We start from the raw sequence: 13,693 nt of genomic DNA on the forward strand, positions 1-13,693 counted from the left end.
TGAAGGAGCGTCTCTCATGCCAATCATCAACAGCCAGGTCAAACCGTTCAACGCCACTGCTTTCCACAATGGCGAATTTGTCCAGGTCAGCGAAGCCGACCTGAAAGGCAAGTGGTCCGTCGTGTTCTTCTACCCGGCCGACTTCACCTTTGTCTGCCCGACCGAACTGGGTGACCTTGCTGACAACTACGCTGAATTCCAGAAACTGGGCGTGGAAATCTACGGTGTGTCTACCGACACCCACTTCACCCACAAAGCCTGGCACGACACCTCGGACACCATCGGCAAGATCAAGTACCCGCTGATCGGTGACCCGACCCACGTCATCTCGCGCAACTTCGACGTGCTGATCGAAGAAGCCGGCCTGGCCGATCGCGGTACCTTCGTGATCAACCCGGAAGGTCAGATCAAGATCGTCGAAATCAACGACGGTGGTGTAGGCCGTGACGCCAGCGAGCTGCTGCGCAAGGTCAAGGCTGCCCAGTACGTTGCCGCTCACCCAGGCGAAGTCTGCCCGGCCAAGTGGAAAGAAGGCGAAGCCACTCTAGCGCCGTCGCTGGACCTGGTCGGCAAGATCTAAGGCAAAGCCTTTGATCATGCGCCAATCGCGGGCGGTAGACAGCCGCCAAAGCTGAAGCAGTTACCGCCCCGTAAAAACGCCCGGGCGATCTCGCCTGGGCGTTTTTGTATCCGAGTTTTGAAAAAGGAATCGCCCGTATGTTGGACGCCACGCTTAAATCGCAACTGAAAACCTACCTGGAGCGGGTCACCCAGCCGATCGAGATCGTTGCCTCCCTCGACGACGGCGCGAAGTCCCGCGAACTGCACGACCTGCTGGTGGAAATCGCCGGCCTGTCGAACCTCATTACCTTCAGCGCGGATGGCAACGACGCCCGTCGTCCTTCGTTCTCGCTGAACCGCCCGGGAGCCGAGATCAGCTTGCGTTTCGCCGGCATCCCCATGGGGCACGAATTCACCTCCCTGGTGCTGGCGCTGCTGCAGGTCGGCGGCCACCCCTCCAAGGCCAGCGCCGAAGTGATCGAGCAGATCCAGGCGCTGGAAGGCGAGTTCACCTTCGAAACCTACTTCTCGCTGTCGTGCCAGAACTGCCCGGACGTGGTCCAGGCGCTGAACCTGATGGCGGTACTCAACCCCAATGTGCGTCATGTCGCCATCGACGGCGCGCTGTTCCAGGATGAAGTCGAAGCCCGCAAGGTCATGGCGGTGCCGAGCATCTACCTGAACGGCGAAGTGTTCGGCCAGGGCCGCATGGGCCTGGAAGAAATCCTCGGCAAGATCGACACCAATGCTGGCGCTCGCCAGGCCGAGAAGATCAACGCCAAGGATGCCTTCGACGTGCTGGTGGTCGGGGGCGGCCCGGCCGGCGCCGCCGCCGCGATCTACGCCGCGCGCAAAGGCATTCGCACCGGTGTTGCTGCCGAGCGCTTTGGTGGCCAGGTGCTCGACACCCTGGCGATCGAGAACTTTATCTCGGTGCAGGAGACCGAAGGGCCGAAGCTGGCCACGGCCCTGGAAGAGCACGTCAAGCAATACGACGTCGACATCATGAACCTGCAGCGCGGCGAAGCGCTGATCCCGGCCACCGATGGCGGCTTGCACGAAGTACGCCTGGCCGGCGGCGCCTCGCTCAAGGCCAAGACCGTGATCCTCGCCACTGGCGCCCGCTGGCGTGAGATGAACGTGCCGGGTGAGCAGCAATACCGCGCCCGTGGCGTGGCCTACTGCCCGCACTGCGACGGCCCGCTGTTCAAGGGCAAGCGCGTGGCGGTGATCGGCGGTGGCAACTCCGGCGTGGAAGCGGCCATCGACCTGGCCGGCGTCGTCGCCCAGGTGACCCTGATCGAATTCGACAGCCAGCTGCGCGCCGATGCCGTTCTGCAGCGCAAGCTGCACAGCCTGCCGAACGTCAAGGTGATCACCAGCGCGTTGACCACCGAGGTGGTCGGCGATGGCGAAAAGGTCACCGGCCTGCGCTACAAGGACCGCACCACCGACGCGTCGCACGACCTGGCGCTGGAAGGCATCTTCGTGCAGATCGGCCTGCTGCCGAACACCGATTGGCTCAAGGGCACGGTCGAGCTGTCGCCGCGTGGCGAGATCATCGTCGACGCCAAGGGCCAGACCAGCATCCCGGGCGTGTTCGCCGCCGGTGACGTGACCACCGTGCCGTACAAGCAGATCGTCATCGCCGTGGGCGAGGGGGCCAAGGCCTCGCTGGCGGCCTTCGATCACCTGATCCGCACCTCGGCGCCAGCCTGATCGCCAGGCGCCGGCAATGAAAACGCCGCCATTCCCTGAGGGATGGCGGCGTTTTCATTGCCGGCGGTAACGCCGCGATCAGGCGCCGCGTTGTTCCATTGCCTGGCACGCTGCAGCGGTGAACAGCACGTCGGTGGAGGAGTTCAGCGCGGTTTCCGCCGAGTCCTGCAGCACGCCGATAATGAAACCGACCGCCACCACTTGCATGGCGATCTCGCTGGGGATGCCGAACAGGCTGCAGGCCAGCGGAATCAGCAGCAGCGAGCCGCCGGCCACGCCTGATGCGCCACAAGCGCAAACCGCCGCCACCACGCTGAGCAGCACCGCGGTCGGTAGGTCCACCGGGATACCCAGGGTGTGCACGGCGGCCAGGGTCAGCACGGTGATGGTGATCGCCGCGCCGGCCATGTTGATGGTCGCGCCCAGCGGGATCGACACCGAATAGGTATCCTCATGCAGGCCGAGTTTTTCCGACAGCGCCAGGTTGACCGGGATGTTGGCCGCCGAGCTGCGGGTGAAGAACGCGGTGATGCCGCTCTCGCGCAGGCACAGCAAGGTCAGCGGGTAGGGGTTGCGGCGGATCTTCCAGAACACGATCAGCGGGTTCATCACCAGCGCCACGAACAGCATGCAGCCGATCAGCACGCCGAGCAGGTGCAGATAGCCGAGCAGCGCGTCCAGGCCCGATTGCGCCAGGGTGGCGCTGACCAGGCCGAAGATACCCAGCGGGGCGAAGCGGATCACCACGCGCACGATCAGGGTCACGCCGTTGGACAGGTCCTCGACCACGGTGCGGGTGGTGTCGTTGGCATGGCGCAGGGCCACGCCCAGGCCGATGGCCCAGGTCAGCACGCCGATGAAGTTGGCGTTGAGCAGCGCGTTGACCGGGTTGTCCACGGCGCTGAGCAGCAGGTTCTGCAACACCTCGCCGATACCGCCGGGGGCGCTCAGCGTGGCGTCGCTGGCGCTCAGTGCCAGGTTGGACGGGAACAGCATGCTCGCCGTCACGGCCACCACCGCTGCGGCGAAGGTGCCCAGCAGGTACAGCCAGAGGATCGGGCGGATGTGGGTTTCCTGGCCATGGCGGTGGTTGGCGATCGAAGCCATCACCAGGATGAACACCAGCACCGGCGCCACGGCCTTCAGGGCGCTGACGAAGACCTTGCCGAGGAACGCCAGGTCGCGGGCCACGGCCGGGGCGAGCAGGGCGAGGAGAATGCCGGCCACCAGGCCGATGCAGATCTGCGTCACCAGGCCGGTGCGGTTGATGAGGCGGAGGATGGGGGTCATGTGCAGCGCAATCCAGTTACGTGAAAGCGCGCGACTTTATCACAGACCCGCAGGGCATATCGTGGCAACGGGCCTGTCCCGCGATCACCGGCCGATCTACCAGTGAAACAACTCCCGCCGCGCGCCCTCGGTGATCGCCAGGATCCCCGGGTGCTTGACCTTGCGCTCTACCGAAATGGCGTAGAACGACTCGTTCACCGCCTCGGTCTGGCCGATCAGCCTCACGCCGTACTGGCGGCAGACCTCCTCGGCGATCACGCTGGGGGCGACGAAGATGCCGCTGCCCGACTGGCCGAAGGCCTGCATCAGCGCGCTGTCGTCGAACTCGCCGACGATGCGCGGCTGCACCTGCTGCTCGGTCAGCCAGCGCAGCAGCCTGCTACGCACCACGGTCTCCTGGCCGGGGATCAGCAACGGTGCGTCGTCCAGGCAGGCGGGGAAGGGCCGGTCGAGGCGATCGGCCAGCGTGGGCGTGGCGAAGAAGCTCAGGCCGCATTCGCCGAGTTTCTGGCTGTAGCCCTTGATGTCCAGGTGGCTGGGCATGGGGCTATCGGAGATCACCAGGTCCAGGCGCTGGATCGCCAGGTCCGCCAGCAACCGTTCGAGCTTGTCCTCGCGGCAGCTGATGCGCATCACCTCGTCCAGCTCCATGGTCGGCGCCAGCAGGCGGTAGACGATGGACTTGGGCACCACGTCGGCCACTCCCACGCGAAACAGGATCTGCTCCTGCGGCCCGGCCCGCAGCATGGCCTCCAGCTCGCCGCCGATCTGGAACATCTGTTCAGCGTAGACCAGCGCCTGGCGCCCGGTCTCGGTCAGCTCCAGCTGGCGGCCGACGCGCTGGAACAGCTCGAGGTTCCAGGTCTGCTCGAACAGGCTGATCTGACCGCTGATGGTCTGCGGGGTGAGGTTCAACTGCTCGCTGGCGCGGGCGATGCTGCCGGTTTTGGCCACGGCCCAGAAATAGTGGAGCTGGCGGTAGTTGAGCATGGCCTTTCTCGGTTCGGGAAAACCGAAGTATACACGCTGAAAAAACGAATTTTCCGGATGTTTCAGCCCCTCTAGAATGCCATTCCATCAGGCGCATGACGCGCCGCCCGGCATTCGACAAGCGAGGACCCCATGCTACAACTCAAATCCATTGGTACACCGCTGGTGCTGGCACTGGCCCTGCTCGCCATGTCCGGTTGCGACCAGGCCGAGAAATCCGCCCAGCAGATGCTCGACCAGGCCGCCGAAACCGCCAAGCAGGCCATCGACAAGACCAACGACGCCGCCCAGCAGGCCCTGAGCGACGCCATCGGCGGCGATGCCGAGAAGGCCAAGGCCGAAGACGACAAGAAAGACACCCAGGACATCTGAGAGCAGGACTGACCAATGGAATATTTGCTGGAACTCGCCGCAAGTCCCACCGCCTGGGTTGCCCTCGCCACCCTGGTGGCCATGGAGGTCGTGCTTGGCATCGACAACCTGATCTTCATCTCCATCCTCACCAACAAGCTGCCTGAGCAATACCGCTCCAAGGCACGCCGTATCGGTATCAGCATGGCCCTGGTCATGCGCCTGGCGCTGCTCAGTACCGTGGCCTGGATCGTTCAGCTGACGGAGCCTGTGGTCGAGGTGTTCGGCCACACGTTCTCGTGGAAGGACATGATCCTCATCGCCGGTGGCCTGTTCCTGCTGTGGAAGGCGACCAAGGAGATCCATGAAAGCGTCGACCCTCACGGCGCCAAGGAAGAGTCCAAGGTTGGCAGCACCGTGACCATCGGCTTCACCGCGGCGATTTTCCAGATACTGCTGCTGGACATCGTCTTCTCGATCGACAGCATCATCACCGCCGTGGGCATGACCGAGCACCTGCCGATCATGATCATCGCCGTGATCAGCGCCGTCATCGTGATGCTGGTAGCCGCCGACCCGCTGGCCAAGTTCATCAACGACAACCCGACCGTGGTGATGCTGGCCCTGGGCTTCCTGATCATGATCGGCATGACCCTGATCGCCGAAGGTTTCGGCGCACATGTGCCGAAAGGTTATGTGTATGCGGCCATGGCGTTCTCCACGGCGATCGAGATCCTCAACATCCTGGCGCGTCGGGCACGCTTGAAGCGTGAGGCGGCCGAGGGCAACTGAGCCGCAAGCTACAAATGATAATAAGCAAGAGGGAGCCTGGGCTCCCTCTTGTCGTTCATGGCTCGAAGTGTGTAGATGCTGTCAATGAGCCCCGGCATGGCGTCGGACACGGCGCATGGGCTGGGCCTTGGCCAGTGCATGGGGTGGCAGGTGATGAGGGTGGGAATGCCGGCGCACGATGCGCAACACCCCCCAGAGCATGGCCGCCGCAACGCTGAGCCACATGCCGACCAGCATTAGAATTGCCATTGTCAGGCTCATGTGTGCCTCCTTATCTCTGGCGAGCCAGACTCGCCATCCAGACACAGCTTTAGTCTAGCCCGTCGCCTGTGACGTTCCATTGACCGAAGGTCTAGTCCTTGGGTTGTTTTGTTCCAAGCCCGCGCCGGGCTATACCCGCAGGCGCCAGCGTCCTATGATCGGCTTCTTGGTCGGGCGCTGCCTGCCTGACCGCGGAACAAGCGAGTGTCCACGTTGCAAAAGCTCTCCAAGTTTCGGGCCCTGGGCCCACGTCGCCTGCTGGCCGCCTGCCTGGTGGTGGCGACCCTTTCCGGTTGCGCAAGCTCGCCGCCTGCCGCGCTCAAGGGCCTGGCGCAGCGGGTCGAGATCAGCAGCGTGCCGTTCTATCGCGGCAACGCCAACCACAGCGGCTCGATGGCCCTGGCCGCGGTGCTGTCGCAACAGGGCGCGCCGATTACCCCGGGCCTGCTCGACAAGGCGCTGGGCCTGCCCCAGGCCGCCGAATCGCTGGATACCGGCATCCCCCGGGTTGCCCGCGAATATGGCCGGGTGGTGTACCCGCTGGACAAGCACCTGGACGCCTTGCTCGCGCAGGTGGCCGCCGGTTATCCGGTGCTGCTGCGCTACCAGGAAGGTTCGGCCTGGTGGAGCGAGACGCGCTACGCCGTGTTGATCGGCTATGACCGCTACAAGCAGCGGGTGCTGTTGCGTTCGGGCATGCATCGACGGCAGTTGATGGCCTTCGATGATTTCGAATCGGCGTGGGCCAAGGAGGGCAGTTGGGCGGTGCTGCTGCAGTCGCCACGGCAACTGCCGGCCGAGGTGGATCGCCAGCGCTGGTTGCGGGCGGCGGATGAGCTGGCCCGTTCAGGGCAGGAGATTGCCGCCAGGCAGGCGGTTGCCAGCCTGGGCCAGTGATGGCTTGGCCAGTTGCAGGACGCCGCCTGCAGTTCAAACGTGCCTCTACCGATCGAATGAGAGCATTGTCGCGAAAGGGCTTATTGGATCGCCGTCTCGTGCAGGCAGCGCCACACCACCCCACGGTCGCTGCATTCGAGCAATGCCAGCGACCAGCGTGCCAGTGTCACGTCCTGCGCGCGGTGGGTTTCCTTGTAGCGCACCGCCACATTCACCCCGGCCTGCCACACCACTTGCACATCGCCGACCGTGATCTGCAGCCCGGGCCGTGTGCCTGCGGCCCCCTTGAACAACTGCTCGACCTGCTGGCGACCCACTAGCCTGCCTGTCGTGCCCACCATGCTGAAATCGTCGGCGAACACCGCCATCAGGCCGCCGAGCACCGACTGGGTCTCGGCCGCCGACCGAGTGAAGATCATCTGGATCAGTTCGTGGACGTGATGAATGCTGCGTTCGGCGCGGGCAATCGCGTGTTCAGGCATGGGCGTGGTTCTCCTTGGGCAGTGTGTTCAGTACCAACAATGGCAGCAGCCCCAGCAGCGCGGCCAGGGCAAAGGTCAGGCGATAGGCCGAAGACGCGTCCAGGTCCACCAGCAGCAGGTTGAAGATCATCAGCAGCAAGGCTGCGCCGACGCTGAAGGCCATCTGTCGATTGAGGTTCCACAGTACGCTGGCCTGCTGCATCCGCTCGCCGCTGAAATCGAGCAGCGCGGTCGTCTGGGCGGTGTTGGCGCCGACGCCGCCGCCGATACCCATGAGGCCGTAGGCCGCGACCAGCGCGGCGCTATCCGTCGGCGGGGCGACCCATATCAGCAGGCTGATACCCAGGCTGTGCAGAAGCAGGCCGAGCAGCAGCAGGCGGACGGCACCGACGCGGTTGTACAGGCGGCCGGTCACCAGCATGGCGGCCAAGGCTCCGGTGGCATAGACCAGCATGAACAGGCCGGTGGCCTGGGCGCTCAGTTTCAACACGTCCTGCAGGTAGAAGATGTTCAGCAGGTTGACCCCAGTGAACACACCGGGGATCGCATGGTAGACCTGCATCGAGACCCGCAGACGAGGGCTGCCGAGCAGCTTGAGTTCGACGATGCCGCCGGCCGAGCGTCGGTAGTGGGCGCGGTACAGCAGGGCGCAGGACACGCTGGCCAGCAGGCAGGCGATGGTCAGCGCGAGGCCATGGCCAGCGCCGTACAGCGACAGACCCAGCAGCAGGCCGGCGAGGGTGGCGCTGACCAGCAGCAATCCCTTGAAGTCCGGGCGGGAGGCTGTCGGGCCGGGCGTCTGGTCAATCCAGGCCCAGGCCAGCGCCGCCGTCAGCAGGGCCAGCGGAATGTTGCAGTGGAAGACCCACGGCCAGCGGCCATGGTCGACGATCATCCCGCCGAGGGTCGGCGACAGCGCCGGCGCCAGTAGCGCCACGGCCATCACCAGGGTGGACACGCGGGCGCGCTCCGGGCCCTGGAACCGCTCGAAGGTCAGCGCTTGCCCCACAGGGATCAGCAGACCACCGGCCATCCCCTGGAGCAGACGCCAGGCGATCAGCGCGGCGAAGCTTGCGGCTTCCCCACAGCCCCAAACTGCCACGCTGAACCCCAGCATCGCGGCGCACAGCAGGCGCCGCGCGCCCCAGTGGTTCGCCAGCCAGGTGCTCACCGGCACGGCCAGGGTCAGCCCGAGCATGTAGGCGTTGCCGACCCAGGCGCTGCTGGCATTGCCAATGGCGAACTGGTCCGTGATCCGCGGCAACGCCACGGTCGGCATGAACAGGTTGATGCAGTCGATGAAGAAGCCCATCAGGAAGATCGTTGCCACGCGATATCGGTACGTCATTGCCACTCCTTTTCGGCGCGCAGCGTAGGTGCCGTGGACTGTCCCCGTCGATATCGCTACCCTTGAAACTCTGTTTGATGGAAGTGAACAATGCCGCGCACGGCCCTCCACACCCAGCTCAACCGGGTGCAGACGTTTCTGGCGGTGGTCGATTTCGGCTCCTTTACCAAGGCGGCGGACTTTCTCGGCATCAGCAAAGCCATGGCCAGCCAGCACGTCAAGGCGCTGGAGCAGGCCCTGGGAGTGACGCTGCTGGCGCGCAGCACCCGTTCCATCGCCCTGACCGAAACCGGCCAAGGTTTCCACGAAGACTTCAAGGTGATCGTCAGCGATGTCGAAGGCGCCTTCGACAGTGTGCTGCGCCGGCACAATGGCGTATCAGGCCGACTGCGCATCAGTACCACCGGGGAGTACGGCGAGCGCTTCATCCTGCCGCTGATCCCGGTGTTCGCCGAGCGCTACCCAGCGTTGTCGATCAGCTACGAGACCGACTCGTCGCTGAGCGACCTGATTGCCGAACGGCTCGACCTGGTGGTGCGCCTCGGTGCCCTGATGGACTCGAACCTGCGCAGTCGCAAGCTGGCTGACTACGACATTCTGCTGGTGGCCTCACCGCCCTTTCTCGCTCGCCATGCCATCACCGAGCCTGCCGACCTTGCGCAGGTACCCTGGATCGCCAATAGCAACCTGCGCAGCCCGACCAGTTGGACCTTGCACGCAACGCGCAGTGGCAGTGCGAGCGTGGTGGGCAAGGCGGTCTACCAGTCCAATGCGTCCCACGCCATCCGGGCGATGGCCTGCGCCGCGCTGGGCGTGGCAGTGCTGCCTGCCTGGCTGGTCGAGGAGGATCTGGACGCCGGCAGGTTGCGGCGCGTGTTGCCGGACTACAGCCTGCCGGCGCAGCCCATCAGCGTCGTCTACCCGAACAGCAGCCATGTGCCGCACAAGACCCGGGTGTTCATCGACTTCCTGTGCGAGCACCTGGGGCGCTAGTTCATGGCTCCAGGCCGATACCGCGCAGGATGACGCCGGTGACGGTCTGCACCGCTTGCTCGAACGCCACGTCGGACAGCGACTCGCCGCCATTGAGCAGGTTGACCTGGTAGCCGAAGTCGGCGTAGTGCTGGGTCGTGGCCCAGATCATGTACAGCAGCGCAGACGGCTCCACCGGCAGGATGCGGCGTTCCTCGACCCAACTGCGGATCTTCGCTTGCTTGAGCTGCGCCCAGGGCACCAGGATTTCGTCCAGGCTGGCGCCGAGCAGCGGGGCGCCGTGGAGCATCTCCTCGGCCCAGATCTTCGAGCCCAGCGGCCTTGAGCGCGAGTGGCCCATCTTGGCGCGGATGTAGCTGGTCAGCACCACCCTGGGGTCGTCAAAGCGCTCGAAGCACAGGGCGTCCTGCTTCCACACATCCAGCAGGTCCTGCAGCACGGCGCGGTACAGCTCGTCCTTGGTGCTGAAGTAGTAGTGCAGGTTGGAGCGCGGCAGTTGCGCCAGCTCGGCGATATCGCCCATGGAGGTGGCGCCGTAGCCCTTGTCGGCGAACACCTGCTCGGCGGCTTGCAGGATCTTCTCGACGTTGCGCCGGCGGATCTCGATCTTGTGGTTGGCCATGGGCTGTCCGTGGTGACCTGAACAGGGCAAGGCTAACAGCTTTGCCAGGGCCAAGGTTAACGGCCTCGCGCTCCTGCAGAGAAACGTGTAAACCCTGGCTGCTCGGCAGCAGGGTCAATGCCTGGCGCAGGCGCTCGACGATCGACTCGGTGCGCTGCTGACGATGCGGGGGCACGCCGACGCGTTGCAGGGCGTAATCCTGCCGGGTTGCGGGCATTTCGTGGTGGAGGAAGGGCCGGTGTCGTTCAACGAGCACCTGCTGGCGCTCCTGGAGGAGGTCGAGGTCAACCGCTGATCGCGGTCCTGGCCCTGGCGGCGTCGGTCACCACCTGCGGGCGGCCGGCGCGCGACACCGCCAGTTTGCGCTGCTCGTACTCTTCCAGACTCAGGCCCTGACGTTGCAGCGCTTCGAGTTGCAACTGGCGAGTTTCCTCGGCGGTATAGGGGCGCTGCTCGGGATGACTGGCACAGCCGCTCAGCACGGCGATGGCCAGGGCAGCGAGGAGGTGGCGGGCGGTGGTGTTCATCGGGGCGGTTCCGTGAGCCTGGGGTTCGAGGGTGTCGAATCGATGAGCTCAGGTTATTGGCCACGGTGACGCTTTGGAAATTGCTGCGCTCGATAGTGACTATTGAAGGATAAGCATATCCTGCCGCTACGGGCTTGCGCTGTCTGGTCCGTCCTCAGCGCGGCATGTAGCCCAGTTGCCAGGCCCGTGGAATGAACACCGTCACCAGCGCCAGCAGGCAGGCCAGGGCGCAACTGGCCGCCAACGCCTGCAAGCCAAGCCGCTGTTGCAGCCAGGCGCCGAGCGCGGCGCCCAGCAGCATGCCGCTCCAGGGTACCAGTTGCACTCGCCAGCCATCGCGCCGCTCACCCAGCAGCCAACGTCCCAGGCCACGGCCGAAGCGCGACAACGCGCCGGTGACGTAGGTCAGGCCGATCGGCAGGCCGTTCACCTGTTCGACCACGGCATTGAGCATGCCCATGGCCAGGGTGGCTGCGATCAGCGCGGGGAAGGTGATCGACGCCGGCCAGGCCGCGGCGAAGGCCAACAGGGTGGCGACGATCAGCAGCAAGGGCGCGGCGCGCCGGTTTAGGCGCCGGGCCAGCAGGACACCCAGGGTATTGCCCAGCACGAAACCGAGGATCGCCAAGGCCAGACGCAGGATCAGCGCCAGGTCCGCCTGGCTGATGGCCACCGCCAGGCGCGTGGTGTTGCCGCTCATGAACGAGACGAAGTCGCCCAACGCCAGCAGGCCGATGGCATCGGTCATGCCGGCCAGCACCGAAAGCCCGGCCACCAGCCCCAGGCCGACCCGCCCGCGCAAGGCCTGCAGGCGGACGCGGCGTGCACTGTGCAGGGAGGGGGCGGTGGGCAGCATGGGACGGGTCTCCGGGGCAGGGGGCTCTGATCTTATACCCGGACCATGGCCTTGCGCATGGGGATGCAGGACAGTTCGAGGCCAAAGGGCGACTGGTAGGTCGATTGTGCCTCGCCGACGTAGCCGCAGCGGCGATAGAACGCGGCGGCGTTGAGGGTGGCATCCAGATGGACCGTTTCCAGGCCCTCGGCCCGGGCGATGCCTTCGAGGTGTTCGACCATCCTGCGGGCGATGCCCTGGCCCATGAACGACGGCAGTACGAACAGTGCGCCCAGTTCGCCGCTGTGCAGGTCGAGCATGCCGGTGGCGGCGATCGTGCCGTCCACGCAGGCAAGGTGGAAATGGTCGGCGACCAGGGCTGCGTAGCCCTCGGTGAACGGTACGTCGGCCCAGGCCTGGGCCAGCGTGTCGCCGTAAGCCTCGGCGCACTGGTGCAGGATTGCCTGGCGGCGGATGGTGTAGGTTTCCAGTGCGTCGTGGCGGCTGGCACGGCGAATGTCGAGCATCGGTTCCCTCCCGGTTGAACCTGGATGATAACAAGGGCATGCGGGAAAACGCTCATTGGCGCGGCGCAATGGAATTGTGCTGTTCAATCACCGTGGCAGGTCGCATGCTGCGGGTCCCGCAAGCACAGTGTCGAGGCAGGCTATGGATACGCCCGTGGTAATGCTCAATGGCCTGATCGGCTGCTTGGATCACCCGACGTTTCAGCCCACCCTGCGACCCAGGAAGGTGTTCGCCCCGGACCTGCTCGGCTATGGCAGCTTGGACGACACGCCATCGACGCTGGTCGACATCGACGCCCAGGTCGAGCACCTGCGGCAGATCCTGCTGGCGCGCAACTTGCCCTATGTGCACCTGCTCGGCCACTCCGTGGGTGGCGTGGTGGCGATGCTGTTCGCCCGGCGCTATCCAGCCAGCGTGGCGAGCGTGATCAGTGTCGAGGGCAACTTCACCTTGAAGGATGCATTCTGGTCGGCATCGGTGGCGCGCATGGCCCCAGTCGAGGCTGAGGCATTGCTGCTAGGTTATCGTGACGATGCCTCTACCTGGCTGGCCCGCTCCGGCATCGTGGCCAATCCTGGGCGCCTGGCCCTGGCGGACCAGTGGCTGGCCCACCAGGGCGCGGGTACGCTGCAGGCCATGGCGCGCTCGGTGGTCGCGGTGACCGGCTTACCAGGTTATCTGGTGGAGCTGCGCACGTTGTTCGCCACGAAACCGGTGCACCTGGTCGCCGGCGAACACTCACGGGCTGGCTGGGATGTACCGCACTGGGCCGAGGAGCAGGCGGCCAGTTTTACCGTGCTGCCGCGTGCGGGGCACCTGATGATGCTCGAAGACCCGCAAGGCTTCGCCAACGCCATCGCCCGCCTGCTCGACTGACCGAGCTCAGAACGATCCTGTCTGTACCTCGCCGCTGCGCACGTAATGCGCCAGCAGTACCCCGTTGGGGGTGCTGCTCGATTCCACCAGCTTGAAGGCTGCAGCCTGTGCATCGTCACCGAACAGGCGCTTGCCGCGCCCCAGCAGCAGGGGATGGATCAACAGGCGCAGTTCGTCCACCAGCCCGGCCGCCAGCAGCTGGCGTACCAGTTCACCGCTGCCTTGGGTCAGCAGCGCCGGGCCGTCCTGTTGCTTGAGCGCGCGCACCGCGCCTGTCACATCGGCACCCAACGTGTGGCTGTTTTGCCACTCGATGGATGCGGGGTGGTGGGTGGCGACATGCTTGGCCACGCCATTGAACAGGTCGGCCAACGGACGATCCGGCGCCTCGGGCCCGACTTCTGGCCAGAACCCGGCGAAGATGTCGTAGGTGCGCCGCCCCAGCAGCAGTTCGAACGGTTGGCTGAACAGGGTCTGCATGGCCTGGCCGAAGGCCTCGTCGGCCAACGGCGGGATCCAGCCGCCATGGGTGAAGCCGCCGCTGGTGTCCTCCTGCGGACCGCCGGGGGCCTGCATGACGCCGTCGAGGGTGATGAAGGCGGCGACGATGAGCTTGCGCAT

General features: G+C 65.3%; 18 protein-coding genes. 8 read left to right on the plus strand and 10 right to left on the minus strand.

What is annotated here, in order from left to right; translation table 11 throughout:
* Positions 1-16: 16 nt before the first annotated feature.
* Positions 17-580: an alkyl hydroperoxide reductase subunit C gene (ahpC, locus tag K5H97_RS10045; protein ID WP_008090543.1), complete on the plus strand. Its 564-nt coding sequence runs from the start codon at positions 17-19 to the stop codon at positions 578-580.
* A 137-nt stretch (positions 581-717) separates the two neighbouring features.
* On the plus strand, positions 718-2,280 hold the full coding sequence (ahpF, locus tag K5H97_RS10050) for an alkyl hydroperoxide reductase subunit F (RefSeq protein WP_028692424.1): 1,563 nt from the start codon (positions 718-720) through the stop codon (positions 2,278-2,280).
* A 78-nt stretch (positions 2,281-2,358) separates the two neighbouring features.
* On the opposite strand, the gene sstT is transcribed toward ahpF, so the two are convergent.
* Positions 2,359-3,570 (minus strand): serine/threonine transporter SstT, encoded by a 1,212-nt coding sequence (gene sstT, locus K5H97_RS10055; RefSeq protein WP_028692423.1) that lies wholly within the window; start codon positions 3,568-3,570, stop codon positions 2,359-2,361.
* A 96-nt stretch (positions 3,571-3,666) separates the two neighbouring features.
* Positions 3,667-4,560 (minus strand): transcriptional activator NhaR, encoded by an 894-nt coding sequence (gene nhaR / locus K5H97_RS10060; protein ID WP_028692422.1) that lies wholly within the window; start codon positions 4,558-4,560, stop codon positions 3,667-3,669.
* 132 nt (positions 4,561-4,692) lie between these two features.
* Here nhaR and K5H97_RS10065 point away from each other — a divergent pair, with 132 nt between their 5' ends.
* On the plus strand, positions 4,693-4,932 hold the full coding sequence (locus K5H97_RS10065) for a hypothetical protein (RefSeq protein ID WP_028692421.1): 240 nt from the start codon (positions 4,693-4,695) through the stop codon (positions 4,930-4,932).
* A 15-nt stretch (positions 4,933-4,947) separates the two neighbouring features.
* Positions 4,948-5,703, plus strand: coding sequence for a TerC family protein (locus K5H97_RS10070; RefSeq protein WP_028692420.1), 756 nt, complete (start codon positions 4,948-4,950; stop codon positions 5,701-5,703).
* 81 nt (positions 5,704-5,784) lie between these two features.
* Here the strand turns inward: K5H97_RS10070 and K5H97_RS10075 are convergent, their stop codons facing one another.
* On the minus strand, positions 5,785-5,964 hold the full coding sequence (locus K5H97_RS10075; protein WP_028692419.1) for a hypothetical protein: 180 nt from the start codon (positions 5,962-5,964) through the stop codon (positions 5,785-5,787).
* A 204-nt stretch (positions 5,965-6,168) separates the two neighbouring features.
* On the opposite strand from K5H97_RS10075, the gene K5H97_RS10080 reads away from it, so the two are divergent.
* The gene (locus K5H97_RS10080) at positions 6,169-6,861 is read left to right on the plus strand and encodes a peptidase C39 family protein (RefSeq protein ID WP_051555746.1); all 693 of its coding nucleotides are present in this window, start codon (positions 6,169-6,171) and stop codon (positions 6,859-6,861) included.
* Between the two features lie 80 nt (positions 6,862-6,941).
* Here K5H97_RS10080 and K5H97_RS10085 read toward each other — a convergent pair whose 3' ends face one another.
* Together K5H97_RS10085 and K5H97_RS10090 are read right to left on the minus strand one after the other, a co-directional pair.
* Positions 6,942-7,343 carry a nuclear transport factor 2 family protein gene (locus K5H97_RS10085; RefSeq protein WP_028692417.1) on the minus strand — a complete coding sequence of 134 codons (402 nt, stop codon included), beginning with the start codon at positions 7,341-7,343 and terminating at the stop codon, positions 6,942-6,944.
* Positions 7,336-8,691 (minus strand): MFS transporter, encoded by a 1,356-nt coding sequence (locus tag K5H97_RS10090; RefSeq protein WP_028692416.1) that lies wholly within the window; start codon positions 8,689-8,691, stop codon positions 7,336-7,338. Before K5H97_RS10090 ends, K5H97_RS10085 begins: the two co-directional genes overlap by 8 nt.
* A 90-nt stretch (positions 8,692-8,781) precedes the next feature.
* On the opposite strand from K5H97_RS10090, the gene K5H97_RS10095 reads away from it, so the two are divergent.
* Positions 8,782-9,684, plus strand: coding sequence for a LysR family transcriptional regulator (locus K5H97_RS10095; RefSeq protein WP_028692415.1), 903 nt, complete (start codon positions 8,782-8,784; stop codon positions 9,682-9,684).
* 1 nt (position 9,685) lies between these two features.
* On the opposite strand, the gene K5H97_RS10100 is transcribed toward K5H97_RS10095, so the two are convergent.
* The gene (locus K5H97_RS10100) at positions 9,686-10,306 is read right to left on the minus strand and encodes a TetR/AcrR family transcriptional regulator (protein WP_028692414.1); all 621 of its coding nucleotides are present in this window, start codon (positions 10,304-10,306) and stop codon (positions 9,686-9,688) included.
* A 163-nt stretch (positions 10,307-10,469) separates the two neighbouring features.
* Between K5H97_RS10100 and K5H97_RS10105 the strand changes: the two genes are divergently transcribed.
* Complete coding sequence (locus tag K5H97_RS10105; RefSeq protein WP_139121070.1) at positions 10,470-10,601, plus strand: alpha/beta hydrolase; 132 nt, start codon at positions 10,470-10,472, stop codon at positions 10,599-10,601.
* On the opposite strand, the gene K5H97_RS10110 is transcribed toward K5H97_RS10105, so the two are convergent.
* From K5H97_RS10110 to K5H97_RS10120, 3 genes are all read right to left on the minus strand, one after another.
* Positions 10,591-10,833, minus strand: a complete 243-nt coding sequence (locus K5H97_RS10110) for a hypothetical protein (protein WP_028692413.1) — start codon at positions 10,831-10,833, stop codon at positions 10,591-10,593. The genes K5H97_RS10105 and K5H97_RS10110 overlap by 11 nt on opposite strands.
* A gap of 154 nt (positions 10,834-10,987) precedes the next feature.
* Positions 10,988-11,689: a YoaK family protein gene (locus tag K5H97_RS10115; protein WP_028692412.1), complete on the minus strand. Its 702-nt coding sequence runs from the start codon at positions 11,687-11,689 to the stop codon at positions 10,988-10,990.
* Between the two features lie 32 nt (positions 11,690-11,721).
* Positions 11,722-12,195: a GNAT family N-acetyltransferase gene (locus K5H97_RS10120; protein ID WP_028692411.1), complete on the minus strand. Its 474-nt coding sequence runs from the start codon at positions 12,193-12,195 to the stop codon at positions 11,722-11,724.
* A gap of 142 nt (positions 12,196-12,337) precedes the next feature.
* Between K5H97_RS10120 and K5H97_RS10125 the strand changes: the two genes are divergently transcribed.
* Positions 12,338-13,072, plus strand: coding sequence for an alpha/beta fold hydrolase (locus K5H97_RS10125; protein ID WP_028692410.1), 735 nt, complete (start codon positions 12,338-12,340; stop codon positions 13,070-13,072).
* Positions 13,073-13,078: 6 nt separating this feature from the next.
* Here K5H97_RS10125 and K5H97_RS10130 read toward each other — a convergent pair whose 3' ends face one another.
* Entirely contained in the window at positions 13,079-13,693 is a 615-nt protein-coding gene (locus tag K5H97_RS10130; protein WP_028692409.1) for a dihydrofolate reductase family protein, read from the minus strand.

The sequence above is a fragment of the Pseudomonas mosselii genome (assembly GCF_019823065.1).
GTDB lineage: Bacteria > Pseudomonadota > Gammaproteobacteria > Pseudomonadales > Pseudomonadaceae > Aquipseudomonas > Aquipseudomonas mosselii.

Excerpts from the sequence above, each read along its gene's own strand:
- K5H97_RS10110 (WP_028692413.1), bottom strand. The coding sequence starts at position 10,833 with ATGAACACCACCGCCCGCCACCTCCTCGCTGCCCTGGCCATCGCCGTG.
- nhaR (WP_028692422.1), bottom strand. The coding sequence starts at position 4,560 with ATGCTCAACTACCGCCAGCTCCACTATTTCTGGGCCGTGGCCAAAACC.
- K5H97_RS10105 (WP_139121070.1), top strand. The coding sequence starts at position 10,470 with ATGCGGGGGCACGCCGACGCGTTGCAGGGCGTAATCCTGCCGGGTTGC.
- sstT (WP_028692423.1), bottom strand. The coding sequence starts at position 3,570 with ATGACCCCCATCCTCCGCCTCATCAACCGCACCGGCCTGGTGACGCAG.
- K5H97_RS10085 (WP_028692417.1), bottom strand. The coding sequence starts at position 7,343 with ATGCCTGAACACGCGATTGCCCGCGCCGAACGCAGCATTCATCACGTC.
- K5H97_RS10065 (WP_028692421.1), top strand. The coding sequence starts at position 4,693 with ATGCTACAACTCAAATCCATTGGTACACCGCTGGTGCTGGCACTGGCC.
- ahpF (WP_028692424.1), top strand. The coding sequence starts at position 718 with ATGTTGGACGCCACGCTTAAATCGCAACTGAAAACCTACCTGGAGCGG.
- K5H97_RS10125 (WP_028692410.1), top strand. The coding sequence starts at position 12,338 with ATGGATACGCCCGTGGTAATGCTCAATGGCCTGATCGGCTGCTTGGAT.
- K5H97_RS10100 (WP_028692414.1), bottom strand. The coding sequence starts at position 10,306 with ATGGCCAACCACAAGATCGAGATCCGCCGGCGCAACGTCGAGAAGATC.
- K5H97_RS10120 (WP_028692411.1), bottom strand. The coding sequence starts at position 12,195 with ATGCTCGACATTCGCCGTGCCAGCCGCCACGACGCACTGGAAACCTAC.
- K5H97_RS10095 (WP_028692415.1), top strand. The coding sequence starts at position 8,782 with ATGCCGCGCACGGCCCTCCACACCCAGCTCAACCGGGTGCAGACGTTT.
- ahpC (WP_008090543.1), top strand. The coding sequence starts at position 17 with ATGCCAATCATCAACAGCCAGGTCAAACCGTTCAACGCCACTGCTTTC.
- K5H97_RS10115 (WP_028692412.1), bottom strand. The coding sequence starts at position 11,689 with ATGCTGCCCACCGCCCCCTCCCTGCACAGTGCACGCCGCGTCCGCCTG.
- K5H97_RS10075 (WP_028692419.1), bottom strand. The coding sequence starts at position 5,964 with ATGAGCCTGACAATGGCAATTCTAATGCTGGTCGGCATGTGGCTCAGC.
- K5H97_RS10090 (WP_028692416.1), bottom strand. The coding sequence starts at position 8,691 with ATGACGTACCGATATCGCGTGGCAACGATCTTCCTGATGGGCTTCTTC.
- K5H97_RS10130 (WP_028692409.1), bottom strand. The coding sequence starts at position 13,693 with ATGCGCAAGCTCATCGTCGCCGCCTTCATCACCCTCGACGGCGTCATG.
- K5H97_RS10070 (WP_028692420.1), top strand. The coding sequence starts at position 4,948 with ATGGAATATTTGCTGGAACTCGCCGCAAGTCCCACCGCCTGGGTTGCC.